The organism is Specibacter cremeus, from assembly GCF_003946885.1.
In the GTDB taxonomy this organism is placed as follows: domain Bacteria; phylum Actinomycetota; class Actinomycetes; order Actinomycetales; family Micrococcaceae; genus Specibacter; species Specibacter cremeus.
The window spans coordinates 24,991-48,968 of sequence record NZ_RWKQ01000003.1 but is presented as its reverse complement, the minus strand read 5'-3'; the positions used below and the strand labels follow the sequence as shown (position 1 = coordinate 48,968).

Annotated in this window: 25 protein-coding genes and 1 riboswitch; of the genes, 17 read left to right on the top strand and 8 right to left on the bottom strand. The window is 71.0% G+C overall.

Going from position 1 to position 23,978, the window contains the following annotated elements; all coding sequences use genetic code 11:
• The 4 genes from EJC77_RS01650 to EJC77_RS01635 all read left to right on the top strand — a co-directional run bounded on the left by EJC77_RS01650 (position 1) and on the right by EJC77_RS01635 (position 3,669).
• Positions 1 to 966: an ROK family protein gene (locus tag EJC77_RS01650; protein ID WP_125609837.1), complete on the top strand. Its 966-nt coding sequence runs from the start codon at positions 1 to 3 to the stop codon at positions 964 to 966.
• A complete protein-coding gene (locus tag EJC77_RS01645) occupies positions 959 to 1,933 on the top strand; it encodes a 1-phosphofructokinase family hexose kinase (RefSeq protein ID WP_125609836.1) in 975 nt (324 codons plus the stop codon). Before EJC77_RS01650 ends, EJC77_RS01645 begins: the two co-directional genes overlap by 8 nt.
• A complete protein-coding gene (locus tag EJC77_RS01640) occupies positions 1,930 to 2,799 on the top strand; it encodes a class II fructose-bisphosphate aldolase (protein WP_276309041.1) in 870 nt (289 codons plus the stop codon). The genes EJC77_RS01645 and EJC77_RS01640 overlap by 4 nt, the downstream gene beginning before the upstream one ends.
• A 66-nt stretch (positions 2,800 to 2,865) precedes the next feature.
• The gene (locus EJC77_RS01635; RefSeq protein WP_125609835.1) at positions 2,866 to 3,669 is read left to right on the top strand and encodes a DeoR/GlpR family DNA-binding transcription regulator; all 804 of its coding nucleotides are present in this window, start codon (positions 2,866 to 2,868) and stop codon (positions 3,667 to 3,669) included.
• 24 nt (positions 3,670 to 3,693) lie between these two features.
• Here the strand turns inward: EJC77_RS01635 and EJC77_RS01630 are convergent, their stop codons facing one another.
• Complete coding sequence (locus EJC77_RS01630) at positions 3,694 to 4,371, bottom strand: histidine phosphatase family protein (protein ID WP_125609834.1); 678 nt, start codon at positions 4,369 to 4,371, stop codon at positions 3,694 to 3,696.
• A gap of 64 nt (positions 4,372 to 4,435) precedes the next feature.
• Between EJC77_RS01630 and EJC77_RS01625 the strand changes: the two genes are divergently transcribed.
• Positions 4,436 to 5,221 (top strand): CPBP family intramembrane glutamic endopeptidase, encoded by a 786-nt coding sequence (locus tag EJC77_RS01625; RefSeq protein ID WP_125609833.1) that lies wholly within the window; start codon positions 4,436 to 4,438, stop codon positions 5,219 to 5,221.
• Positions 5,222 to 5,383: 162 nt separating this feature from the next.
• On the opposite strand, the gene EJC77_RS01620 is transcribed toward EJC77_RS01625, so the two are convergent.
• On the bottom strand, positions 5,384 to 6,022 hold the full coding sequence (locus EJC77_RS01620) for a VOC family protein (protein WP_125609832.1): 639 nt from the start codon (positions 6,020 to 6,022) through the stop codon (positions 5,384 to 5,386).
• 168 nt (positions 6,023 to 6,190) lie between these two features.
• Here EJC77_RS01620 and EJC77_RS01615 point away from each other — a divergent pair, with 168 nt between their 5' ends.
• From EJC77_RS01615 to metX, 3 genes are all read left to right on the top strand, one after another.
• Positions 6,191 to 8,623, top strand: coding sequence for a Tex family protein (locus EJC77_RS01615; RefSeq protein WP_125609906.1), 2,433 nt, complete (start codon positions 6,191 to 6,193; stop codon positions 8,621 to 8,623).
• Positions 8,624 to 8,760: 137 nt separating this feature from the next.
• A riboswitch (SAM riboswitch) is annotated at positions 8,761 to 8,878 on the top strand.
• Positions 8,879 to 8,963: 85 nt separating this feature from the next.
• Positions 8,964 to 10,280 carry a bifunctional o-acetylhomoserine/o-acetylserine sulfhydrylase gene (locus EJC77_RS01610; protein WP_125609831.1) on the top strand — a complete coding sequence of 439 codons (1,317 nt, stop codon included), beginning with the start codon at positions 8,964 to 8,966 and terminating at the stop codon, positions 10,278 to 10,280.
• A 38-nt stretch (positions 10,281 to 10,318) separates the two neighbouring features.
• Positions 10,319 to 11,482 (top strand): homoserine O-acetyltransferase MetX, encoded by a 1,164-nt coding sequence (gene metX, locus EJC77_RS01605; protein ID WP_125609905.1) that lies wholly within the window; start codon positions 10,319 to 10,321, stop codon positions 11,480 to 11,482.
• A 112-nt stretch (positions 11,483 to 11,594) separates the two neighbouring features.
• On the opposite strand, the gene EJC77_RS01600 is transcribed toward metX, so the two are convergent.
• The gene (locus tag EJC77_RS01600; protein WP_125609830.1) at positions 11,595 to 12,065 is read right to left on the bottom strand and encodes a hypothetical protein; all 471 of its coding nucleotides are present in this window, start codon (positions 12,063 to 12,065) and stop codon (positions 11,595 to 11,597) included.
• 92 nt (positions 12,066 to 12,157) lie between these two features.
• Entirely contained in the window at positions 12,158 to 13,018 is an 861-nt protein-coding gene (locus EJC77_RS01595; protein WP_125609829.1) for an SGNH/GDSL hydrolase family protein, read from the bottom strand.
• Between the two features lie 50 nt (positions 13,019 to 13,068).
• Between EJC77_RS01595 and EJC77_RS01590 the strand changes: the two genes are divergently transcribed.
• The 3 genes from EJC77_RS01590 (at position 13,069) to EJC77_RS01580 (ending at position 14,642) form a co-directional block, all read left to right on the top strand.
• Positions 13,069 to 13,722 carry an alpha/beta hydrolase gene (locus EJC77_RS01590; RefSeq protein ID WP_420820286.1) on the top strand — a complete coding sequence of 218 codons (654 nt, stop codon included), beginning with the start codon at positions 13,069 to 13,071 and terminating at the stop codon, positions 13,720 to 13,722.
• 135 nt (positions 13,723 to 13,857) lie between these two features.
• Positions 13,858 to 14,253, top strand: coding sequence for a hypothetical protein (locus EJC77_RS01585; protein ID WP_125609827.1), 396 nt, complete (start codon positions 13,858 to 13,860; stop codon positions 14,251 to 14,253).
• A 17-nt stretch (positions 14,254 to 14,270) separates the two neighbouring features.
• Positions 14,271 to 14,642, top strand: a complete 372-nt coding sequence (locus tag EJC77_RS01580) for a hypothetical protein (RefSeq protein WP_125609826.1) — start codon at positions 14,271 to 14,273, stop codon at positions 14,640 to 14,642.
• A gap of 5 nt (positions 14,643 to 14,647) precedes the next feature.
• Here EJC77_RS01580 and EJC77_RS01575 read toward each other — a convergent pair whose 3' ends face one another.
• On the bottom strand, positions 14,648 to 14,872 hold the full coding sequence (locus EJC77_RS01575; protein WP_125609825.1) for an RNA-binding S4 domain-containing protein: 225 nt from the start codon (positions 14,870 to 14,872) through the stop codon (positions 14,648 to 14,650).
• Positions 14,873 to 14,929: 57 nt separating this feature from the next.
• Here EJC77_RS01575 and EJC77_RS01570 point away from each other — a divergent pair, with 57 nt between their 5' ends.
• From EJC77_RS01570 to EJC77_RS01560, 3 genes are all read left to right on the top strand, one after another.
• A complete protein-coding gene (locus tag EJC77_RS01570; RefSeq protein ID WP_125609824.1) occupies positions 14,930 to 15,940 on the top strand; it encodes a lactonase family protein in 1,011 nt (336 codons plus the stop codon).
• Positions 15,941 to 16,053: 113 nt separating this feature from the next.
• A complete protein-coding gene (locus tag EJC77_RS01565; RefSeq protein WP_125609823.1) occupies positions 16,054 to 17,439 on the top strand; it encodes a glycine--tRNA ligase in 1,386 nt (461 codons plus the stop codon).
• A gap of 6 nt (positions 17,440 to 17,445) precedes the next feature.
• The gene (locus EJC77_RS01560; protein ID WP_125609822.1) at positions 17,446 to 18,411 is read left to right on the top strand and encodes a GNAT family N-acetyltransferase; all 966 of its coding nucleotides are present in this window, start codon (positions 17,446 to 17,448) and stop codon (positions 18,409 to 18,411) included.
• A gap of 22 nt (positions 18,412 to 18,433) precedes the next feature.
• Here the strand turns inward: EJC77_RS01560 and EJC77_RS01555 are convergent, their stop codons facing one another.
• From EJC77_RS01555 to EJC77_RS01545, 3 genes are read right to left on the bottom strand one after another with little or no spacing between them, the layout of a single operon-like run.
• Complete coding sequence (locus tag EJC77_RS01555) at positions 18,434 to 19,558, bottom strand: FAD-dependent oxidoreductase (RefSeq protein WP_125609821.1); 1,125 nt, start codon at positions 19,556 to 19,558, stop codon at positions 18,434 to 18,436.
• Complete coding sequence (locus EJC77_RS01550; RefSeq protein WP_125609820.1) at positions 19,551 to 20,297, bottom strand: class I SAM-dependent methyltransferase; 747 nt, start codon at positions 20,295 to 20,297, stop codon at positions 19,551 to 19,553. Before EJC77_RS01550 ends, EJC77_RS01555 begins: the two co-directional genes overlap by 8 nt.
• On the bottom strand, positions 20,297 to 21,436 hold the full coding sequence (locus tag EJC77_RS01545; RefSeq protein WP_125609904.1) for a type III polyketide synthase: 1,140 nt from the start codon (positions 21,434 to 21,436) through the stop codon (positions 20,297 to 20,299). Before EJC77_RS01545 ends, EJC77_RS01550 begins: the two co-directional genes overlap by 1 nt.
• 167 nt (positions 21,437 to 21,603) lie before the next feature.
• Between EJC77_RS01545 and EJC77_RS01540 the strand changes: the two genes are divergently transcribed.
• From EJC77_RS01540 to EJC77_RS01530, 3 genes are read left to right on the top strand one after another with little or no spacing between them, the layout of a single operon-like run.
• The gene (locus EJC77_RS01540) at positions 21,604 to 22,116 is read left to right on the top strand and encodes a hypothetical protein (RefSeq protein ID WP_164520275.1); all 513 of its coding nucleotides are present in this window, start codon (positions 21,604 to 21,606) and stop codon (positions 22,114 to 22,116) included.
• Positions 22,117 to 22,147: 31 nt separating this feature from the next.
• Complete coding sequence (locus tag EJC77_RS01535) at positions 22,148 to 23,149, top strand: ABC transporter ATP-binding protein (protein ID WP_125609818.1); 1,002 nt, start codon at positions 22,148 to 22,150, stop codon at positions 23,147 to 23,149.
• Between the two features lies 1 nt (position 23,150).
• A complete protein-coding gene (locus EJC77_RS01530) occupies positions 23,151 to 23,942 on the top strand; it encodes an ABC transporter permease (RefSeq protein ID WP_125609817.1) in 792 nt (263 codons plus the stop codon).
• Positions 23,943 to 23,978 lie beyond the last annotated feature (36 nt).

Genomic DNA, 23,978 nt, shown 5'->3' with positions numbered 1-23,978 from the left:
ATGACCACACCGCACCCGGCGGCGCCAGCCCCTGAGACCGTGCTCGCCTTCGACGTGGGCGGCACCGACATGAAGGTCGGCCTGGTCGCCGGCCCGCTCGACGGCTCACCGAAGGGCCGGGACACCGACGTGCGCGACCTCCAACGCCACCGCACCCCGCTGGACGGGCCGAACACCGGCGACACCGTCACGGCGCGCATCGCCGAGCTCACCGCCGCCTACCGGGCCGCCCATCCGGACGCCGCCATCGCGGCCGTCGGCGTCACCGTGCCCGGCATCGTCGACGAGGAGACCGGGACGGGCGTCTACTCGGCCAACCTCGGCTGGCGCGACTACCCGTTCCGGGACCGGCTCACCGGGCTGGTCGGGCTGCCGGTCGCGTTCGGCCACGACGTCGCCATGGCCGGGGAGGCGGAGTTCCGCATCGGCGCCGCCGCCGGACGCACCGACGTCCTGGTCCTTGTGATCGGGACCGGCATCGCCGGGGCCGTGCTGTGCGACGGCCGGCGCGTGCGTGGCGGCGGGTTCGCCGGGGAGATCGGCCACGCCCTGGTCCCCGCCCCGGACGGAACGCTGGCCATCCTCGAATCCCTCGCCTCCGCCGGCGCGATCGCCCGCCGCTACACCGCCGCCACCGGGACCGTCGTCGACGGCGCGAAGGCGGTGCTGGAGCTGGCGCGGAAGAACGACGGCGCGGCGGCGCGCGTATGGCGCGAGGCCGTCGACGCGCTGGCGTTCAATGTGGCCCAGTGCGTGTCCATGCTGGGCACGGAGACCGTGGTGCTCGGCGGCGGACTGTCCATGGCCGGCGCGGCGCTGTTCGAGCCGCTGGCCGCGCGGGTTGATGAGCTGCTCACGTTCCACCGCCGCCCGCAGTTCGTGCACGCGGCCCTCGGCGAGAACGCCGGACTCATCGGCTCGGCCCTGAAGGCCCGGGACCTGCTGGCGGGGGTGCCCGTTGGCTGAGGAACGCGAACCCGTCGTCCTGACGGTCACCGCGAACCCGGCGCTCGACCTCACGTACACCGTGGCCGGCATCGACCCGGGCGGCTCGCACCGGGTCGACGCGCCGCTGGTGCGGGCCGGCGGCAAGGGCGTGAACGTGTCCCGCGTGGCGCACCGGCAGGGTTTCGCCACCCGGGCCATCGCCACGGCCGGCGGCGACACCGGCGGGCAGCTGCGTGCCGACCTGGCCGCCGCCGGCATCCCGCACACGCTCGTCGACGTCGCGGCGCCGACCCGGCGCACCATCGCCCTGGTCGACACGGTCTCCGGATTGACCAGCATCTTCAACGAACGCGGCCCGGCGCTTGCGCCCGCCGACTGGCAGGCGCTGGCCGCCGCCGTCGTCGACCGGCTGCAGGGCGCCGGCGTGCTCGTCGGCGCCGGCTCGCTGCCCGACGGGGCGCCGGCCGACTTCTACCCGGCGCTCGTGACGCTCGCCCACGGCGCCGGCGTGCCCGCCATCATTGACACGTCCGGGCCCGGCATCCTGGCCGCCGCTCGCGCCGGCGCCGACCTGCTCAAGCCCAACAACCACGAGCTGCGCGACGCCATGGGGGAGACGGATCTGGTGGCCGCGGCCGGCAAGCTGCTGGCCCTGGGCGCCCGGCGCGTGCTCGTCAGCGTCGGGGCGGACGGCATGCTCGGCTTCGACGCCGCCCGCCCCGGCACGTACGTGCAGGCCAAGCTGCCAGCGCCGCTGGCCGGCAACCCCACCGGTGCGGGAGACGCCGCGGTGAGCGCGGCCGCCGTCGCCCTCGCCCACGGCGAAACCGACCTCGTCGAGCTGGTGCGCCGGGCCACCGCCTGGAGCGCCGCCGCCGTGCTCGCCCCCGGGGCCGGGGAAATCTCCGACCGGCACGCCGAGCTGGCCGACCAACTCACCATCACCGAACACCGCTTCGCCGACCAGCAAGGACCACTGCCTTGACCAACACGAATGTGACGAACGGCCTGACCAACACGCGGGCCCTGATGGATGCGGCCGCCGCCGCGGGCACCGGCCTGGGCGCGTTCAACGTCATCCACCTGGAGACCATCGAGGGTCTGATCGCCGGCGCCGAGGCCGCAGGGCTCCCGGTCATCCTGCAGATCTCGGAAAACTGCGCCAGGTACCATGGCGGCCTGGAACCCGTCGCCGCCGCGACGCTGGCCGCCGCCCGCACGGCGACCGTGCCGGTGGCCGTGCACTTGGACCACGCCGAGGACGAGGCGCTGGCCCGCCAGGCGGTCGACCTCGGGTTCGGCTCCATCATGTTCGACGGCGCCCACCTCGAGTACGCGGACAACGTGGCGGCCACGCGCCGGGTGGCCGGGTACGGGCACGCCCGCGGCGTGTACGTCGAGGCGGAACTGGGCAAGGTCGGCGGCAAGGACGGCGCCCATGCGCCCGGCGTCCTCACCGACCCCGGCGAGGCCGCCGCGTTCGTCGAGGCGACCGGCGTGGACGCGCTGGCCGTCGCCGTCGGCTCTTCGCATGCCATGACCGAACGCAGCGCGTCGCTGAATCTGGAACGCATCGCGGAGTTGAAGGACGCGCTGGAGGTGCCGCTGGTGCTGCACGGGTCCTCGGGCGTGTCCGACGCCGTGCTCGTGGCGGCCATTGCCGCCGGGATGCGCAAGATCAACGTCTCCACGCACCTGAACGGGTTTTTCACGCGCGCCGTGCGCGAGTACCTCGACGCGCACCCCGACGTGGTGGACTCCCGAAGATACCTGGCCGCCGGGCGTGCCGCGCTGGCCCCCGAGGCGGCCCGCCTGTTGCGGCTGTTCGCGGGGGCGGCGACGGCCCGGTAGCGTGGCACACGACCAGCCGATCGCAGCGCTGGACCCTATGCTGGACCCTATGCAAGGAGGATGCGGATGAACCGGACCGAACGACTGGCCGCCATCATGGACCTGCTCGCCGAGGCCGGCCAGGTCGAGGTGGAGGCGATCGTGTCGAAACTGGCCGTGTCCCCGGCCACGGCCCGGCGCGACCTGGACTCGTTGGCCGCCCAGCGGCTGCTCACACGGACGCGCGGCGGGGCGAGCGCCGGCTCGGTCTCCTACGACCTGCCCGGGCGGTACAACCGCGATGACCGGGCCGTGGAGAAGACGGCGATCGCCCACGCCGCCAGCGAACTCATCCCGAAGGGCGCCGTGATCGGGCTGTGCGGCGGCACGACGAGCACGGCGCTGGCCCAGGTGCTGGCCACCCGCGCCGACCTCATGGAACCGTCGAACCGGCCCACGCTCACGGTCGTGACGAACGCGCTGAACATCGCCGTGCAGCTGGCCGTGCGGCCGAACTTCAAGATCATGGTCACCGGGGGCATCGTCAACGCCCGCTCCTACGAGCTCGTCGGCCCGTACACGGACACGATCCTGCAGAAGGTCGCCCTGGACATCGCGTTCATCGGCGTGAACGGGATCGAGCCCGGTGTGGGCCCCACGATCAACGACGAGGGGGAGGCGGCCGTCAACTCGGTCATGGCCCGCCGGGCGGCGCACGCGTACATGCTGGCCGATTCGTCGAAGATCGGCAAGCGCGCGTTCGCCACCATGGAGGGGTACCGGTTCCAGCGGCTCATCACCGATTCGGGGATCACGGCCGAGCAGCGCCTCGCGTTCGAAGAGTCCGGCACCGAGGTCATCGTTGCGGCGGCGTCCTACCCGGACGCCTGACTCCGGTCGGGCCGTGGCGGCTCGTCACCACCGCAGCTCGGGGGCGTCCAGCACGGTGCTGGACGGGTCCGCCGGTGCCCACTGGTCGAAGGACGTGTCCAGCGTGTACGCGTCGCCGTGCCGGACCAGCGTGCGGATCTCGGCGTTGCCCGGGTTGTTCAACGACTCGAAGTACTCCACCGACCAGTGGAACCAGCGCATGCAAAACAAGCGCATGGTCAGCCCGTGCGTGACCAGCAGCGTGTTCGGGGCGTAACCGGGCTTGGCCCAGTGCCGGTAGAGCGTCTCCATGAAGGAGGAGACCCGGTCGTAGACGTCCGATCCGGACTCCCCGTCCCGGAACCGGTAGAAGAAGTGTCCGTACGCGTTGCGCAACTCCTTCTGGTCGGCGATCTCCGCCGGGTCCTGGAAGTTGGCCCAGTCCTGCTCGCGCAGCCGCGGCTCCTCGATGACCCGGTCCACGAGGTCGCCGAGCCGCAGTTCCTCGAGTGTCTGGTAGGCGCGCAGGTACGGGGAGACGTAGACGCACACCTTGCGCCCGTCCAGCTGGCGGCGCAGGTTCTCCCCGGCCGCAGCCACCTGCTCCCGGCCCAGCGCGGTCAACGGGATGCGGTAGTCGGGCACCCGGTTGTAGATCGTCTGGTCAATGTTGGCCGCGGACTGGCCGTGCCGGACCATGATGATCTGCTGCGGCGCGCTCATGGGGGACAGCCTATCCCGCCGCCCACCTACGTCGCTCCCCCACTTTCCGGGCATGATTGCTTACATGTCCGATTCCGTCTCGCCAAGCGCCGCCGACCTCGCCACCGACGGATGGGGCACCCGGTCGCGGCGCAGGCTGGTCGTCGAGGTGCTGATCGTGCTGGGCCTGTCGCTGGGCCAGTCGGCCGTGTACTCGGTGGTCCAGCTCATCGACAAGTTGACCCGGGCGCCGCTGGCGCACGGGACGTCCACGTTGAACGCGGTGCGCAGCATCCGCGAGTACTTCGACCTGACCTACCAGCTGCTGGACATCTTCTTCGCCGTGGTCCCGGTGTTCCTGGTCTTCTACCTGTTGGCCGTTCCCGGACGGTCGACGTTCCGCCGGCTCGGGCTGGACCTGCGGCACCCCGTCCGCGACGGGCTGGGCGCGCTCGGGCTGCTCGTTGTCATCGGTGTTCCGTCGCTGGGGCTGTACGCCGCGGGCAGGGCACTGGGCGTGACGACGCAGATCATCCCCAGTGCGCTGCACTCCTACTGGTGGACGATCCCCATCCTGGTGATCTCGGCAATCCGTGAGGGTGTCCTGGAAGAGACCATCATGGTGGGTTACCTGCTGGACAGGTTCGACAAGCTCCGCCTGGGGCCGATCGCCGCGGCACTGGTCAGTTCCCTGATCCGCGGCAGCTACCACCTGTACCAGGGGTTCGGCCCGTTCGTGGGCAACTTCCTCATGGGCCTGCTGTTCTGCTGGGTCTACAAGAAGTTCGGCCGGCTCGCCCCGCTCGTGATCGCCCACGCGCTCGTTGACATTGCGGCGTTCACGCTGGGGCCGGCGCTCGGCTTCGGATAGTCACCGCGGTGGTCGAGCTTGTCGAGACCGATTTCGACGGGCTCAGTCACCGGCGGTCGAGCGTGTCGAGACCCGGGGTGATTTCGACAGGCTTAATCACCGGCGGTCGAGCCTGTCGAGACCCGGGGTGATTTCGACAGGCTCAATCACCGGAGGAGCGGGTCAGATCGTGACCAGGCCGGTCGCGGTCTCGAACGTGACGGACATGATGCCTGGCGTGCCGCGCGGGGCGATCCACTCCACGGCCACGTCCTCCAGCGGCGACTCCACCGGTTCGCCCAGCCACGCGGTGACGCGTTCGGCGCTGCCGGCAATGGTCAGCGAGGCGAGCCGGACGTTGGAGGGGCGGGCCAGCGACGGGTGCAGTGAGGGGTCGCCCTCCCACTTGAGCATGTACGGCACCTGCGGGTCGGCGATGAGCCCCTTGATGCCTATCTGCTGCCAGACCAGTTCCTGGCCATCGGGGAACTTGCGGTTGCCGGGCACGGCGCTGCGGCCCAGGCGCTCCTCGAACGGGGCGAGGTCGTCCACGGCGACGCACCAGCCCATCCAGCCGCCGCCGGCCGCCGAGCGGGCCCGCACGGCCTGGCCGAACGGCGCCTTGTCCGACGCCGGGTGGTCCAGCACCTCAACGACCTCAAGATAGTGGTGGTCGGTGAGCGGGATGATCATGTTGCGGGTGCCGAAGCGCGGGTGCACGCCGCCGCGCACCGCCTCGACCCCGAGGGCGGAGGAGATTCGCTCCGTCGTTGCAGCCAATCCATCTGATTCACAGGCGTAAGAAACGTGATCCATGCGCATGCCCCCATCTTGGCACTTTGTGATGCGCCTCTCGACTTAGCGTTGCCTAACTCACATCGGATGTCCGGGTTCGGGGAGGCGTCCGGGCCCCGGCCCGGACGTGCGGCACAATTGATGCGGCACAATTGAACAGTGACTGAGACCCGTGCCGCCACCGCCCCCGAACCGTTGTCCCTGCCGGACGCCGCCGCGCTCGAGGCCCGCATCTGCGCGGCCATCGCCCGGGAACTGGGGGTGCGAACCGCGCAGGTGAGCGCCGCCGTCGGACTTCTCGACGGCGGCGCGACCGTGCCGTTCATCGCCCGGTACCGCAAGGAGGTCACCGGCACGCTCGACGACGCCCAGCTGCGCGACCTGGAGGAGCGGCTGCGCTACCTGCGCGAGCTGGAGGCGCGCCGCGCCGCCGTGCTCGAGGCCATCCACGCGCAGGGGAAGCTGACCGGGACGTTGCGCGCGGCCGTCGAGGCGGCCGCGACGAAGGCGGAGCTGGAGGACCTGTACCTGCCGTACAAGTCCACGCGCAAGACGAGGGCGTCGCTGGCGCGCGAGGCCGGGTTGGAACCGCTGCTCGACGCGTTGCTCGACGACCCGACGAGGGTCCCGCACGAGTTGGCCGCCACGTACCTGAACCCCGAACACGCCGTCGGGACCGGCGACGACGCGCTCGCCGGCGCCCGCGCGATCCTGATCGAGCGGGCCGGCCAGGACGCCGCCCTCGTCGGCACGCTGCGGGAGCGGCTGTGGACCATGGGACGGCTGCACTCGGCCGTCAAGCCCGGGCAGGAGGACGCCGGGTCCAAGTTCAAGGACTACTTCGACTTCGCCCAGGTGCCCGAGAAGCTGCCCGGCCACCGCGTCCTGGCGCTGCTGCGCGGCGAGAAGGACGGGGCGCTGGCGCTCGAACTGGCCGAGTCCGATCCGCGCGACACGGCCGCGCAGGCCACGGCCCGCGCCGCCTACGAGGCGTCCGTGGCGCACGCGCTGGGCATCGAGGACCGCGGCCGCCCGGCCGACACGTGGCTGGTCACGAGCGCCCGGCTGGCCTGGCGCACCCGCATCCTCACCCGGCTGCAGGTGGACCTGCGCGTGCGCCTGTTCCAGGGCGCCGAGGAGGAGGCCGTGCGCGTGTTCGCCGCCAACCTGCGCGACGTGCTCCTCGCCGCCCCGGCCGGCAACCGCGCCACGCTCGGGCTGGACCCGGGCCTGCGCACGGGCGTGAAGGCCGCCGTCGTCGACGGCACCGGCAAGGTCATGGCCACCGCCACGGTCTACCCCCACGCCCCGGCCAACAAGTGGGACGAGGCGCTCGCCACGCTGGCCGCGCTGGCGCAGCGGCACAACGTCGAGCTGGTCGCGATCGGCAACGGCACGGCCAGCCGGGAGACGGACAAGCTGGCCGGCGACCTGCTCGCCGAACTCAAGCGCCGCAACCCGGAACGCCAGGTCGCCAAGCTTGTGGTCTCCGAGGCGGGCGCCAGCGTGTACTCGGCATCCGCCCTGGCCGGGGCCGAACTGCCCGGCATGGACGTGTCGCTGCGCGGCGCCGTGTCGATCGCCCGGCGCCTGCAGGACCCGTTGGCCGAGCTGGTGAAGATCGAGCCGAAGTCGATCGGCGTGGGCCAGTACCAGCACGACCTCACCCCGGCCAAGCTGGACCGCTCCCTTGACGCCGTCGTCGAGGACTGCGTGAACGCGGTGGGCGTGGACCTGAACACGGCCTCCCCGGCGCTGCTGTCCAGGGTCGCCGGCGTCGGCGCGGTGCTGGGCGAGAACATCGTGGCGCACCGCAACGAGCACGGGCCGTTCGCCCGCCGCGCGGACCTGTTGAAGGTGGCCCGGCTGGGCCCGAAGGCGTTCGAGCAGTGCGCCGGCTTCCTGCGCATCACCGGCGGCGCCGAGCCGCTGGACGCCTCCAGCGTGCACCCGGAGGCGTACGGGGTGGCGCGGAAGATCCTGGCCGCCGTCGGCGCGGCCGGGGCAGACCTGGCCGCCGGGGTGCCCGCCGCCGCATCCGTGGACGTGTCGGCCTACGTGGACGGGCAATTCGGCCTGCCCACGGTCAAGGACATCGTCGCCGAGTTGCAGAAGCCGGGCCGGGACCCGCGCCCGCGGTTCAAGACCGCTTCCCTTGCCGACGGCATTGAGAAGATCACGGACCTGCGCCCCGGCATGATCCTCGAGGGCACGGTCTCCAACGTGGCCGCGTTCGGCGCGTTCGTCGACATCGGCGTGCACCAGGACGGCCTGGTCCATGTGTCCGCGATGAGCAACAGCTTCGTGTCCGACCCGCGCCAGGTCGTCAAGTCCGGCCAGGTGGTGCACGTCTTGGTGCTCGAGGTGGAACCGGACCGCAAGCGGATCTCGCTGTCGCTGCGGCTGGACGACGAGCCCGGCGCGAAGAATGGTGCGAAGAACGACGACGGCGCCCGCAGCCCCGCGCGCCGGTCGCCGTCCGGCGGTGGTCGGCCGGGCGCGGACAACCAGCGCGGCAGCGGCGCGGGCCGCTCGGGAGGTGGTCGTCCCGGTGATGACCGCAAGGCGCCCGCCCCCGCCAACACGGCCATGGCCGAGGCGCTGCGCAAGGCCGGCCTGGGCCGCTGACTCTCCCAACTGGTGGGCAGTAGATGCTCGAAACCCGCTCGAAACGAGCAACTACTGTCCACTAGTTGGACCGGGTCGGGGTCATATAGGCGTCACAAAGTTGCGTGCGTGACGGCTGGTCTCCGAGACTGGACGCAGGTCATGAGTGTCAGCGTCAAGCCCCGGCTCGCTGACCGGCAACCCTCCTTTCCGCGGTGGGGTGCCCCGGGTGAAGACCAGGTCCTGGACCGTCCGGTCCAGGTACAAGCGCGGGCCTCGATACGCCACAAGGCCCATCGGCCGTCCTTCGTGATGCCGGTGGGTTTGTCGTCGCAGGACCCGGAATGTGGAGGAGTACCCCATGAGCAACGGTTGGTCATTCGAAACCCGCCAGATCCACGCCGGCCAGACGCCGGACCCGGCCACCGGGGCCCGGTCCCTGCCGATCTACCAGACGACGTCGTTCGTGTTCCCGTCGGCCGAGAGCGCCGCGAACCGTTTCGCGCTGGCCGAGCTGGAGCCCATCTACACGCGCATCGGGAACCCGACGCAGGAAGCCGTGGAGCAGCGCATCGCCAGCCTGGAGGGCGGTGTGGCCGCGCTGCTGCTGTCCTCCGGCCAGGCCGCCACCACGTTCGCGATCCTGAACATCGCGGAGGCCGGCGACCACATCGTGGCCAGCCCCAGCCTGTACGGCGGCACCGTCAACCTGCTCGGGCACACGTTGCGCAAGTTCGGCATCGACGTCACGTTCGTCGCCGATCCGGACGACCTTGACGGCTGGCGTGCCGCCGTCCGGCCGAATACGAAGGCGTTCTTCGGCGAGGTGGTCTCCAACCCGCGCCAGGACGTGCTCGACCTGGAGGGCATCAGCGCGATCGCCCACGAGGCCGGCGTGCCGCTGCTGGTCGACAACACGCTCGCCACCCCGTACCTGGTCCGCCCGCTCGAGTGGGGCGCCGACGTCGTCATTCACTCGGCCACCAAGTACCTGGGCGGGCACGGCAGCGCCATCGCCGGCGTGATCGTCGACGGCGGCACGTTCGACTACACCAAGGACCCGGAGCGGTTCCCCGGCTTCAACACCCCGGATGAGACGTACAACGGGCTCGTGTTCGGCTGCGACCTGGGTGAGGGCGGGGCGCTCGGCGCGAACCTTTCCTACATCTTGAAGGCCCGGGTGCAGCTGCTGCGCGACCTGGGCTCCGCCGTCGCCCCGTTCAACGCGTTCCTGATCGCCCAGGGCCTGGAGACGCTGAGCCTGCGCGTCGAACGGCACGTCGCCAACGCCGTCGCCGTCGCCCACTGGCTGGAGGCGCACGACGACGTCGAGGCCGTCGCGTACGCGGGCCTGCCGTCGAGCCCGTGGTACGAGCGCGGGCGCAAGTACGGGCCCAACGGCATCGGCGCCGTCATCGCGTTCGACATCGTGGGCGGTGCGGAGGCCGGCCGGCGTTTCGTTGACGGGCTGGAACTGCACTCCCATGTGGCGAACCTCGGTGACGTGCGCTCCCTGGTGATCCACCCGGCGTCGACCACGCATGCGCAGCTGAGCCCGGAACAGCAGCTGGCCGCCGGCGTGCGCCCCGGCCTGGTCCGCCTGTCCGTGGGCATTGAAAATGTGGCCGACATCATCGCCGACCTCGAGGCCGGGTTCCGGGCAGCCAAATCGGCGTGAGGATTGTGCAGCAAGACGTGATTTCTCCCGATGTCGATGTGGACGGGCCGGCCGAGCCCGACGGCCCGGCCTGGTCCGCGCCCGTCGGGCAGGGCGGCGGCGTGCTGCGCTCGATCACCGTCGGGGACATCCCGTTGGAGGCCGGCGGCGTGCTGCCGCAGGTGACGCTGGCGTTCGAGTGCTGGGGCGCGCTCAACGCGGACGCCTCCAACGCCGTGCTCATCCAGCACGCGCTGACCGGCAGCACGCACGTCAGCCGGGGCGACTCGGAGGAGGACGGCTGGTGGGAGGGGCTGGTCGGCCCCGGCATGGTCATCGACACGGACAAGTACTTCGTCGTCGCCGCGAACATGGTCGGCGGCTGCTACGGCAGCACCGGCCCGTCCAGCATCGCCGCCGACGGCCGGCCGTACGGGTCGCGTTTCCCGTTCGTGACGATCCGCGACTCGGTCCGGGCGGAGGCGCGGCTGGCCGACCAGCTCGGCATCGACGCCTGGTTCGCGGTGATCGGCGGGTCCATGGGCGGCGCCCGGGCGCTCGAGTGGGCCGCAACATACCCGGACCGGGTGGCCCGCTGCGCCGTCGTCGCATCCTGCGCGGCGAGCACGGCCGAGCAGATCGCCTTCGCCCAGGCGCAGGTGCTCGCCATCCGGCAGGACCCGCACTTCGCCGGCGGGGACTATTACGACGGCGTGGCGCCCACTGCGGGCCTGGGCCTGGCCCGGCGGATAGCCCACATCACCTACCGGTCCGAGAACGAGCTGGACGCCCGGTTCGGCCGCGTCGGGCAGGCGGGGGAGAACCCGGTCAGCCACGGCCGGTTCGCCGCGGCCGGTGACGGCGTGAGTGCCGCGGACCGGTACCAGGTGGAAAGCTACCTGGACCACCAGGCCCGCAAGCTCGTGGGCCGCTTTGACGCGAACAGCTACATCGCCATCACCGAGGCGCTCATGAGCCATGACGTGGCCCGTGACCGGGGCGGTCTCGAGGAGGCGTTGGCGGCGGCCGCCGGCGTCGAGTTCCTGGTGGCGGCCGTGACCAGCGACAGGCTGTACCTGCCGGCCCAGTCGGAGGCACTGGCGGCGGCGCTGCCCGGGGCCGTGGCCGTGCAGTACATCGACTCCGACATTGGCCACGACGGGTTCCTCACCGAGGCCGCCGTCGTCGGTGAACTGCTGGGACGGGCGTTCTTCACCGCCTGACGTCTCCGGTGGTCGAGACCGTCTCGGTGGTCGAGCCTGTCGAGACCCCGGTGATTTCGGCAAGCTCAATCACCGGTGGTCGAGTCTGGGCCCGGTGCTTGGCGAGACCCGGTCACAAGGTCCGGAAAATCGCCTCGCGTTGGGACGCGTACTGCTCGGCCGTGATCCGGCCGCTGCGCCGGGCCGTGTCCAGGGCGTCCAGCCGGCCCTTGAGGTCCTGCTCGATCAGCATCCGCTGCATGGATGCCGATTCGGCGTGCCCGGTCCGCCTGGGCGCCGAGCCGGGGATCGGGATGCCGTTGAGCAGTGTGCCGCGGAATGGCGCGTTGGGTGCGATGACCGCCGGCGGCCCGGGTTGCTGCTGTATTTGTTGCGGCCTCACGGGCTGGCGGCGCACCGGCTGCCCGTACCCGGGACGGCCAATGGGAGGCTGTGGCGGACCCGGTTGCCGGCGCCGGCGCGTCATTCGGTTGTTGATGGTGCCGATGACGATGACCAGCAGGATGAGCAGCGGCCACAGTGCCGGCAGCCATGCCGGATCGCCTGCCGCCGCCGGCAGCACCGCCAGTCCGATTGCGCCCAACACCGTACACCTCGGTCCGTTTCACTAGATGCTTCCATCCTAAGCCCGGGGGGCCGGGATGCGACGGGCCAATCCGCCGTCCAGCCGGCCGGTCACTCGGCGGCGCCCGGCGGCATGCCGGGACCGAACGCCGGGCTGGTCACGGGCCCCGGCGTGGGCCGCTTGGGCAGGATGCCGTCGCCGGAGGAGCGGTGCCGCAGCCGGCGCAACACCCACGGGGCCAGGAAATCCTTGGCCCAGACGAGGTCCTCGCTGCGGGCCTCCGTCCACGACTTGGCGGGCAGCGGGTCGGGCACCAGCGGGGCCAGCGTATGGGGCACGTTCAGTGCGTCGAGCACCATGATCGCGATCGTGTGGTGACCCAGCGGCGAGAAATGCAGCCGGTCCTCGGCCCACATCTGCGGGTTCTTGAGTTGTCGCAGCGACCACATGTCGGCGATGACGGCGTCGTGCCGGGCGGCCACGGTGCGCAGGTTCTCGTTGTAGATGGCCACCCGGCCCCGGACCATGCCCAGCACTGGCGTGTCGCCGATGTCCGGCCCGTTGAACAGCACCACCGTGGCGCCGGCACCGGTCATGCGGCCCACGGCGGCGTCGAGCTTCTCGGCCAGCACGTCAGGGTCGGAACCCGGGCGGAGCAGGTCGTTGCCGCCGGCGGAGATGCTGATCAGGTCCGGGTTCAACGCCAGGCCCGGTTCCAGCTGCTCATCCAGGATGCCCTGCAACAACCGCCCCCGGATGGCCAGGTTGGCGTAGCGGAAGTCGTCCCGGCCCAGGCTCAGCTGCTCGGCCACGCGGTCGGCCCAGCCGCGGTGCCCGCCCGGGCTGCCGGGCTCGGGGTCGCCGATGCCTTCGGTGAAGGAGTCGCCCATGGCCACGTACCGGGTCCAGGGATGCCGCCCGGGTTGGGGTCCGCCATTGTTCTGGATTCGTTCATCAGTCACGGATCCCATCCTGCCCGACGGCGCCCGCCTACGCGAGCGCAGTTTTCCGGCGTGAAAGGATGGTGGCCATGAGTGAAATCCCCACGGTCCTTTGGTCGCGCCCCGAATCCGAGCGCGCCGGCACGCCGCTGCTGGTCATGTTCCACGGCTACGGCGCCGACGAGGCCGACCTGTTCGGGCTGGCCGCCCAACTGCCCGGCGAGTTCACGGTGGCCTCGGTGCGCGCCGGCCAGCAGGCCGGTCCCGGGTACGCCTGGTTCCCGTTGCGCAACGACCTGTCCTATTCGCTCGACGCGGTGAAGGTCACCGTCAACACCGTCGACGCCTGGCTGGAGTCGGTTCGCGGGGCGCACTCGTCCGTGACCTTGTTGGGCTTCTCGCAGGGCATGTGCCTGGCCACCTCGCTGCTGCGCCGACGCCCGGACGCCTATACCGCCGTCGTCGGCTTGTCCGGGTTCGTCGTCGACGCCGGCGCCGACCCATACTTCGACGATGCCGCCGTCCAGGCCGCCAGGCCGGAGATCTTCTGGGGACGCGACCAGGCCGACCCGGTGATCCCGGCCGAGTCGGTCGAGTACACGAATGCCTGGCTGCGGGACCACACCACGTTGACGAAGGTCCTCTACACGGGCATGTGGCACGGGATCAGCGCCCAGGAGATGGCGCACGTACGGGAATTCCTGTCGATGAAGGTCCTCACCCCGGCCCGGTAATTGAGCCTGTCAAAATCAGGTGAAGGGTCTCGACAAGCTCGACCACCGGTGATTGAGCATCGAAATCAGCCTGTCGAAATCACCGGTGCGGTCGATCACGGCATCGCGAAGCGCGCCATGGCGTAGCATTCGGGCATGGTTTCCATCGAGGTGGCGGGCGCCGTCGATGACTTGCTGGCCGCCCCGCAGGTCTGGGCAGCGATCATTTCCTCCGTGCTTGCGCTGGGGGCGGCAATCATCGCCGCCGTGATCGCTGCCCGCCAAGGCAGCCAGACCCGGGCCCACGCGAACAAGCTGTACAGGGCCAACCTCACCGAAGCGCGGCGGAAGGAAAAGCTGGACGACATCCGGTTTCGCGAATTCACGGGCCGCGACCAATGGTGGCGGGAGTTCATTTGGGCCGCAGACAACCTGCATTCGACGGATCCCCGCCGAAGGCAGAGCGGACTGAGCGTCCTGAAGCACCTGAGCACCGCTCCCTGGGTGGGGCCGGAGGAGAAGCGTACAATTGCCAGCATCCTGGTTCCCTGATGAAAGGAACGCGACCCGTGTCCGACAGGTTGGCCTACGACAATGTGGACATCGAGGCGGCACGATTCCGCAAGGCACTGCTTGAAGAGGTGGGGGACCCGGTTGACGAGTTGACGCTCAGTATTGCGGCGCGTGATCTCCACGTCGCGGCTGCTGCTGTCGCTCACACACAAGAGTCCGTGATCGCGGTGGTGATGGGGCCGGCGAGGGGGTCCGGTGGCACCCGGGTATTGGTTGACTTGCACGACAAGTTCCCCGCCTTTGCCGCCGGACTTGGTGTCGCCGCGGAACTCGTCGTGGTGGAGTCGCGCGACGCTGCCGAGGGCAGGCACGTTGCCGAGGACGAAGTCGACATCGGGCAGGTCGCCCTCCCACTGGCGGACGCATAGGCCGGCTACGACCCCGTGCGGATCCGCACCGTCTGGGCACCCACGGTGACGGTGTCGCCGTCGTGCAATTGGCGGCCACGGCGTTCCTCGATGTCGCCGTTGACCTTGACCATGCCGTTGCGGATCAGCTCCGCCGCTTCGACGCCGTCCTCCACCAGGCTGGCCAGCTTCAGCAGTTGGCCGAGCCGGATCATGTCGTCGCGGATGGGCAGGTCTACGGGGGAAGTCATGCGTCCATTCTGCCGTATCCGGTGCCGGGGCGCCCGCGGTGGTACTAGCGTTGTGCCATGACTACTTCGGGCATGGCGGCGCTGCTGGTGGGCTCCTATACCGATCCCGGGTCCGGGGCCGGCGTGAGCCTCTTCCCCATGGACGACGGCGGCCTGCCGGACCCGGTCGCGACCCGCACCAGCGCCGGGGTGCGCAACCCCTCGTTCCTGGCCGACGCCGGCGACGTGCTCTACGCCGTCGAGGAGGTCAGCGACGGGCAGCTGGTGGCGCTGGACCCCACCACGCTGGCCATCCTTTGGCGGGTCCCGACCGGCGGCGCCGACCCCTGCCATGTCGTGGCGGAGCACGACCGGGTGTTCGTGGCGAACTACTCCTCCGGCACGGCGGTCATCCTGTCCCCGGACGGCGCCGACCCCGTGCTGCTGGCCAATCCCGGGTCCGGGCCGGTACCGGGGCGGCAGGACGACTCGCACGCCCACCAGGCCACGGTCACCCCCTGGGGCACGCTGTTGGTCAGCGACCTGGGCGCGGACCGGGTCGACGAGTACGCCATCGACACGGCCCGGCTGCTGGACTCCGCCCGGCTGCCCCCGGGGACCGGCCCACGGCATGTGGCCCTCCAGGGAGATTTCCTGCTGGTGGCCGGGGAGCTCGATTCGAACCTGCACGTGCTGCGCCGTGAAACCGGTCCGGCCGGGGAGGGAACGTGGCATTGGCTGCACCGCGTGCCGTTGGCCTCGGCCGGCTCCCTCCCGTCCCATGTCGAGTTGAGCGGGTCCCGGCTGTATGCGTCCGTCCGGGGCGCGGACACGATCGTCACCCTCGACGTGTCCGGGCTGGCGGCCGGGGAACCGCCGCGGCGCCTGGGCTCGGTGCCCTGCGGCGGCGCGTGGCCGCGCCACTTCGCCGTCGCGCAGGGCCGGATCCTCGTCGCCAACGAGCGGTCGCACACCGTCAGCATCCTGGCCCTGGATGCTGACGGTGTGCCCGGCCCGGAACCCGTGCACCGGTTGTCCGTCGGCAGCCCCACCTGCGTCGTGCTGCGGCCGGAACCGCCTCTTCCGTAACGGGCGCGGAAGTCCGTAACGGGCGCCGAAATGGGCATGCCGGCAGGCGGGCCGGTAGGCTGGATCACCGGACGGACCGCACCCAGCGGCCTCGTGAACTATAGGAGTACTCAGTGGCGCCCCAGTCCAAACTTGACCAGGTCATCTCACTCGCCAAGCGACGCGGATTCGTGTTCCAGGCCGGTGAGATCTACGGCGGTTCACGCTCGGCCTGGGACTACGGGCCGCTGGGCACGGAGCTGAAGGAGAACATCAAGCGCGAATGGTGGCAGACCTTCGTGCGCGGGCGCGAGGACATGGTGGGCCTGGATTCCGCCATCATCCTGCCCAAGGCCGTGTGGGAGGCCTCCGGTCACGTCGCCACGTTCACCGACCCGCTGGTCGAGTGCACCAACTGCCACAAGCGCCACCGCCAGGATCACCTGATCGATGCGTTCGTGGTGAAGAAGGGCCGCGACCCGCAGGACGGCATGGATGAGATCACCTGCCCCGACTGCGGCACCAAGGGGCAGTGGACTGAGCCGCAGATGTTCTCCGGCCTGGTCAAGACGTTCCTCGGCCCCGTCGACAACGACGCCGGCATGCACTACATGCGCCCCGAAACGGCGCAGGGCATCTTCGTGAACTTCAACAACGTGCTGACCACGGCCCGGAAGAAGCCGCCGTTCGGCATCGGCCAGATCGGCAAGGCATTCCGCAACGAGATCACGCCCGGCAACTTCATCTTCCGCACCCGCGAATTCGAGCAGATGGAGATCGAGTTCTTCACCGCCCCCGAGGACGCCCCCGAATGGTTCCAGCACTGGGTTGACGCCTGCTGGGCCTGGTTCATCGACCTGGGGATCAACCCGGAGAACATGCGCCAGTTCGACGTCCCCGAGGACGAGCGCGCGCACTACTCGGCCGGCACCATCGACTTCGAGTACAAGTTCGGCTTCCAGGGCTCCGAATGGGGTGAGCTCATGGGCGTGGCGAACCGCACCGATTACGACCTCGGCTCGCACTCGAAGGCCTCCGGCACCGAGCTGTCCTATTTCAACCAGGCCACGGGCGAGCGCTTCACCCCGTTCGTGATCGAGCCGTCGTTCGGCCTGACCCGGTCCATGATGGCGTTCCTGGTGGACGCCTACACCGAGGACGAGGCGCCCAACGCGAAGGGCGGCGTCGACAAGCGCACCGTACTGAGGCTGGATCCGCGCCTGGCCCCGATCAAGGCCGCGGTGCTCCCCTTGAGCCGGAACGAGGAGCTGTCCCCGAAGGCGAAGGAGCTGGCGAACCGGCTGCGCAAGCACTGGAACATCGACTTCGACGACGCCGGGGCGATCGGGCGCCGCTACCGCCGCCAGGACGAGATCGGCACGCCCTATTGCATCACGGTCGACTTCGACACGCTGGAGGACGCGGCGGTCACGATCCGCGAACGCGACACCATGAGCCAGGAGCGCGTCTCCCTGGACAAGGTGCAGGCCTACCTGGCCGCGCGCCTGCTGGGCGCCTAGGCGCGCATGGCTGAGCTGACGTACCGGCCATGGCGCGACGGCGACGACCTGGCGCTGCTGGAGATCTGGGGCGACCCCGCGTCGCCCACGGACACGCAGTTCCGGGGCGCGCTGGCGCCGGCCGCCGATGCCAACCCGTGGCGGCGCACCATCGTCGCCGAGGACCAGGGCATCCCGGTGGCCGCCGCCGTCGTCTACTCCACCGCGCTGCATCCGCAACGGCTGTGGGCGTATGTCGAGGTGGCGCGCGACCACCGGCGGGCCGGGGTCGGGGCCACGCTGTTGGCCATGCTCCGTGCCGAGGCCGACGCCGCCGTTGCCGCCGGGCTGGCCGGTACGACGGCGCTGCGCACCAAGGTCGCGCCCGGCACCGCCGGCGCGGCGTTCGCCGGCGCGTGCGGGTTCAAGGCGTTGCAGCGCAGCCGGCTCGTGGTGGTGGGACCGGGCGCCCTGACGTTGCCGGTCTTCGGGGACGGGTCCGAGGAGGCCGCCACGGCTCGCATCCAGGACCTGGCCACCGGGTCCGTGGAGCTGACCGACGTGGTGGGCCGCTACTACGAGGCCGTGCACGCCTGGGACCCCACCGGGCCGCTGGCCCCAGGGACGGTGCAGCGCCTGTTCCTCGACGACCTCACGGGGGCGCACGGGGCGATCGTGTTGCGGGCCGAACCGGCCAGCGCGTTCGGCCAGGCCGTTGCGCCGAGCCGGCCGGGCCGGATCCAGGCGTTTGCCATCAGCTACAGCCAGGGCGATCCGGACGTCCCCTCCGAGGTGTTCCTGGGTGTGGAACCGGCCCTGGCCGGCGAGGATGCCCCCGCCGCGTTGCGGGACCTGCTGGCGTTGATCGCGCACCAGCACCCGGTGCGGCTGGAACTGGACGACTCCGCGGCGGCCGTGGCCGCCGTCGTCGAGCCACTGATAGCGGCCGGCACGGCGACGGTCCGCCATGAAACCCTGGTGCTGGGGGAGTAGCCCGCACCGCCACGGGGCCCGCTCATTGCATGCTGAACCTGCGCGCGGCCAGGGTGTTCAGCCACGGCGCGCCGAATGCCTGCCGCAGCACGGCGTTGCGGGCGGCCAGCACGGGCCCCGGCAGTGGGCGGCCCAACGCCATGTTCAGCGCGGACTGGCGCACCGCCCGGCCGGCCGCCCGGCGGCGGGTCCGGTCGAACGCCGCCAGCAGGGGGCCGGGGTCGTGGCCGGCCAGTGCCGCCCCAATGACGGGGGCCAGCGCCGCGGCGTCCAGCCAGCCCAGGTTCATGCCGAGTCCGCCGATGGGGCTGATCTCGTGGGCGGCGTCGCCGATCAGGATGATCCGGCCGCTCACCATCCGTTCCGCGCGCCGGACCCGGGTGGTGAACGGGCTGAGCATCGTGTTCGTTTCCGGCTCAAGCGACACGCCGGTCCGGCGTCGTATCAGCGTGGCCAGCTGCGCGGCCGTGGCCCCGTGCAAGGTGGTGTCCGTGTGGGCCACCCAGCGCCGCATGCCCCCGGGCAGCGGAAAGGATTCGACGATGCCGCCCGCCTCCAGGTACAGCACGGCCAGGACGCCGTCGTCGCCCGTGTCCGCGAAGTCGCCCATCAGGTAGCTGTCCGGGTAGTCCCTGCCGCGCACCCGTATGCCGGCCACGGCCCGGACGGTCGACCGGGCGCCGTCGGCGCCCACGACCAGGCGGGCCCGGTACGTCATCCCGCGGCCTCCCGCGGAGACGGTGACCTGCCCGCCGTCGTCGAGCCCCACCACCACGGCGCCACGGACCAGGGCCCGGGGATCGAGTGCGTCGACGCGGCGGGCCAACAATGCCTCGGTTCGTGCCTGCGGGATGGTCAGCACGAACGGGTTGGCGGGCGTGCTGGCGGCGAAGGAGACGGAGCCCACGACGCCGCCGCGGCTGCGGGCCACACCCCCGGGAACCCGGACTCCTTCACGCAGCAGGGCGTCGTGCACGCCGGCGTCCCGCAGGACGTGCAAAGCCGGCGGGTGGATGCCGATGGCGCGCGAATCGGTGCCGGGTGCACCCCGCCGCTCCAGCACCCGGACGCTGTGGCGCTCACGCAGCAACAGGGCGGCCAGGCACAGGCCCACCGGCCCGCCGCCGACAATCACGACGTCAAGCATCGGGGCCGGACTCGGCACGGAAAACGAGCAGGTTGCGGAACGGCCCGTCCCGTTCCACCGTCCAGTCCGGCGGGACGGCCGCGCGCAATTCCGCGGCCGTGTAACTGCGCCGGATCGAGGTCAACCCGTCGCGGCGGATGTAGGAACCGGGGAAGAACGGCAGCGTGCCGGCGGAAAACAACGCATAGGCGGCGGGGCTGCGGGAGATGTCGCTGTGGAATGCGGCGCCCCGGCACAGCTCTTCCGAATCGACCAGCAGCTGCCGGAGTGCGGCCTCGTCCAGGTGATGCAGCACGTGATTGGAGACGACCACGTCGAACCGGGCGCCCTCGGCGACCAGCTCGGCCGTGCCGGCCCGTCGGAACACCAGCCCCGGCAGCGGCGGCTGCCGGGCGGCGAAGGCCAGCGCACGGCCGTCCGGATCGACGGCCGTGATGTCCAGCCGCAGCCGGTCCCGCGCCGCCCAGCGGGCCAGCGCCCGGGCCACGTCGCCGCCGCCGCAGCCGACGTCCAGCAGCGTGGGATTCGCGGTTCCCGCCAGCAGCGGGCGCAGCCGGGTCGCGTACAGCCGCCGCCACCCGGCCACGACGGCGTTCACCACGCGGAACTGCGCGTACGTGCGCTCGAGCCGGCGCGGGTCGCAGTCCGGCCGGTCCATCTCCTCCACGGCGTCCACGGCCCGGGCGCGCAACCCGTGGGGAACCGGGAACGGCCCGGACGGCGCCCCACCCCCGGCCATCAGCGACGGGCCGGCGCCAGCTTGGTGAACAGCCCGGTCTCCACGGTCAGGCCCGGCCCGAAGGCCATGGCGCACACGCGCTCGGCGGGCGCCATGGCCGGCAGGTCGAGGATGTGCTTGAGCACGAACAGGACGGTGGCGCTGCTCATGTTGCCGAATCGGCGCAGCACCTCGCGGGCCGGCTCCAGCTGGGACTCGGTGAGCTGGAGTTTCGCCTCGACCTTGTCCAGGATGCTGCGCCCGCCCGGATGGATGCCCCAATGCGTGATGTCCAGATAGGGCCGCCCGGTCAGCTCCGGCTCGTGGGCCAGCAGCGGGGCCAGCGCGCCGACGATGTGCTCGTCGATGATGTGCGGCACGTATGTCCCCAGCACCATTTCGAAGCCGTGGTCGCCGATGTTCCAGGCCATGGACTCCTCACCCACCGGCGTCAGTGTGGTTTCGAAGTGGTCCAGGGCCAGGGCGGTGGCGCCGACCGCGGGGGCGTGGGCCGTGACGATGCCGGCCGCCGCGCCGTCCGCGAACAGCGACGAACCCAGGATCGTGTCCGGGTCGTTGGACGTGCGCACGTGCAGGGAGCACAGTTCGGCGACGGCGACCAGCACGACGGCGGACGGGTCGGCCTCGCAGAACGCCTTGGCGGCGCGCAGGGCGGGGAACGCGGCGTAGCAGCCCATGAAGCCGAGGTGGTAGCGCTGCACGCCCGGGTCCAGGCCGAGTGCCCGCACCACCTTGTAGTCGGGGCCGGGATTGAAGAAGCCCGTGCAGGACACCGTGATGACATGCGTGACGTCGGCGGCGTCCACGCCGTCGCAGGCCGCCAATGCCTTGCCGGCCGCCTCGACGAACAGTTTCGTCGCCTCCGGCACGAATACGTCATTGCGCGCCTTCGTGCTCGGAGTCAGCAGCAGGCGGGTGCGGGCGTTGAAGAACACGGGATCGGCGGAGTCGTCGTCGGCGCGCATCTCCGCCACGGCCGTGTGCCGCGTGTCGATGGCGGAGGCGTCGAAACAGGCCCGGACCAGGCGCTGGCCCAGCCGGGTCAACCCCGGCTGGGCGGCGAACACGTCCCGTGCCTCGGGCTGGACCAGGACCGTGGGCGGAACCGCCGTCTCCAGTGATCGCAGGTAGACCGTCATGGTCCATTGTGTGGGGAAGACGGGGAAGCGGGCAATGGGCGCCGGCCGGCCGGTGACAAATGTCATGGGCAGCAGGTGACGAACGTGTGCGGTCAAGCGGGGCCCGCGAGGGGAGCATGAAGGTATCGGCCCGCACGGCCGGCCAGACCGAACACAGGAAGCACGTCATGAACCAGTCAGGCATTCTCACCATCCTCCTCGCGATCGCCGCCCTCGCCTGGATCCTGTACCGCCAGCTCCAGGCCCGGCCCATCGCCGAACAGCGGCCGTACGCGCTGATGCTCGTGCTGGCGGCGGCCGGGCTGGTCCAGATCGGCAACCTGGCGGCAAAGTCCGCCATCCCGGCCCAGGCCTGGGCGGCCATGGTCATCGGGCTCGCCTCGGCGGCCGTGTTCGGCTGGTGGCGCGGCCGGCTGGTGCGCGTCTGGCGCGCCGAGGGCCGGCTGATGCGCCAGGGCAACTGGGTGACGGTCGTCCTGTGGATGGCCGGACTGGCCATCCACCTGGGCGTTGACCGGCTCGGCACCATCCTTGCACCGGCCGGCACGCAGGCCGCGGCCGCCGGGCTGGGGACCGCGTCCCTCCTGCTCTACCTGGGCATCACGCTCGCCGCCCAGCGCGTCGCCACCCTGGCCCGCGCCGCGGCCCAGCAGCAGCCCGTCCCGGTTTCGGCCGTCTAACCCTGCCCGCACCCTCGAGCAAAGGACCATCATGAACAACACCCAGACATCCACCCGGCCGGCCACCGCCGGCGCCACCACCGCGCCCCTCGCCGTCGACGCCGTCGACCTGCACAAGTCGTTTGGCGGCACCTCGAAAGGCGGCATCTCGAAAGGCGCGGCGTCCGCGAAGACCGTGAAGGCGGTCGACGGCGTCAGCCTGGCCATCAAGCCCGGGGAGATCGTCGCGTTCCTGGGCCCGAACGGGGCCGGCAAGACCACCACCATCGACATGCTGCTGGGGCTCTCGGTCCCGGACAGCGGCACGGTGAGCATTTACGGCAACACCCCGCGGGGCGCCATCGCCCGCGGCCAGGTGTCCGCCGTCATGCAGACCGGCGGGCTGCTCAAGGACCTTTCCGTCCGGGAGACGCTCGAACTGACGGCGACGCTGTTCGCCGATACCCGCCCCGTTGACGAGGTGCTGGAGCGGGCCGGCATCGCCGAAATCGCCGGGCGCCTGGTCGAGAAGTGCTCCGGCGGGCAGCAGCAGCGGCTGCGTTTCGCCATGGCCCTGCTCTCCGACCCGGGCCTGCTGATCCTGGACGAACCGACCACCGGCATGGACGTCGAGGGCCGGCGCGATTTCTGGACGGCCATCCGGCAGGATGCGGCCCGCGGCCGCACGGTGGTGTTCGCCACGCACTACCTGGAGGAGGCCGACAGCTACGCGGACCGGATCGTCCTGGTGCGCCGTGGGCGCATCGTCGCCGACGGCAGCGCCGCGGAGATCAAGAACCTGGCCGCCGGGCGCACCGTCACGGCCCGGCTCGACCATGCCGACCAGCCCGCCCTGGCCGCACTGCCCGGGGTGGACTCGGTGAGCGTCCGGGCGGGCCGCATCAGCATCCACACCAAGGACTCCGACGCCGTCGCCCGCTACCTGCTGGGCCACACGGCCGCCGTCGACCTTGAGATCACCTCCAACAACCTTGAGGACGCGTTCGTCGCCCTGACCGGCGACGACGCGCCCGCACCAACCGAAGGACACTGACATGAGTGCCATCACCACCACCGACCGGGTCTCCCTGGACCGGCGCGTCCCCGCCGCCGGCGGGCTGAACCCGACGTTCGTGCGCATCGAGATCAAGCGGCTCATGCGCAACAAGCGCACCGTGATCTTCACGCTGCTCATGCCGGCCGTGTTCTTCCTGCTCTTCGGCCTGTCCAACAAGGACCAGCACCTGCCCAACGGGCAATCCTATGGCGGCTACATCCTCATCAGCCTGGCCGTGTACGGCGCCATGACGGCGGCCACGGCGGCAGGCAGCATGGTCGCCGTCGAACGGGCACTGGGCTGGAGCCGCCAGCTGCGCCTGACCCCGCTGCAGCCGGCGGCGTACATCGCCGTGAAGGCGATCTCGTCGCTGTCACTGGCACTGCTGTCGGTGGTGACCGAGTTCCTGGTGGGCGCCGCGTTCGGCATCCGGATGGAGTGGCAGATCTGGCTGGTCGCCGGCCTGGTCGCCTGGCTCGGGTCCCTGACGTTCGCCGCGCTGGGCCTGTTCATGGGCTACCTGGTGCCGTCGGCGAACGTGATGCAGCTGCTCGGGCCCATCCTGGCCGTGCTGGCCATGCTGGGCGGGCTGTTCGTCCCGATCTCCGTCATGGGCAAAACGTTCGGGGACATCGCCAAGTTCGTGCCCACATACGGGCTTGGCCAGCTGGCCCGCAGCCCGCTGACGGGCGACTTCGACTGGATGTGGATCGTGAACGTCGTCGTGTGGCTGGCCGTCTTCACCATCGGCTCCGCGCTCGCGTTCCGCCGCGACACCAAGCGGGTCTGAGCCGCTTTACGATCGAGGCGCGGGCGTCCACTGGGG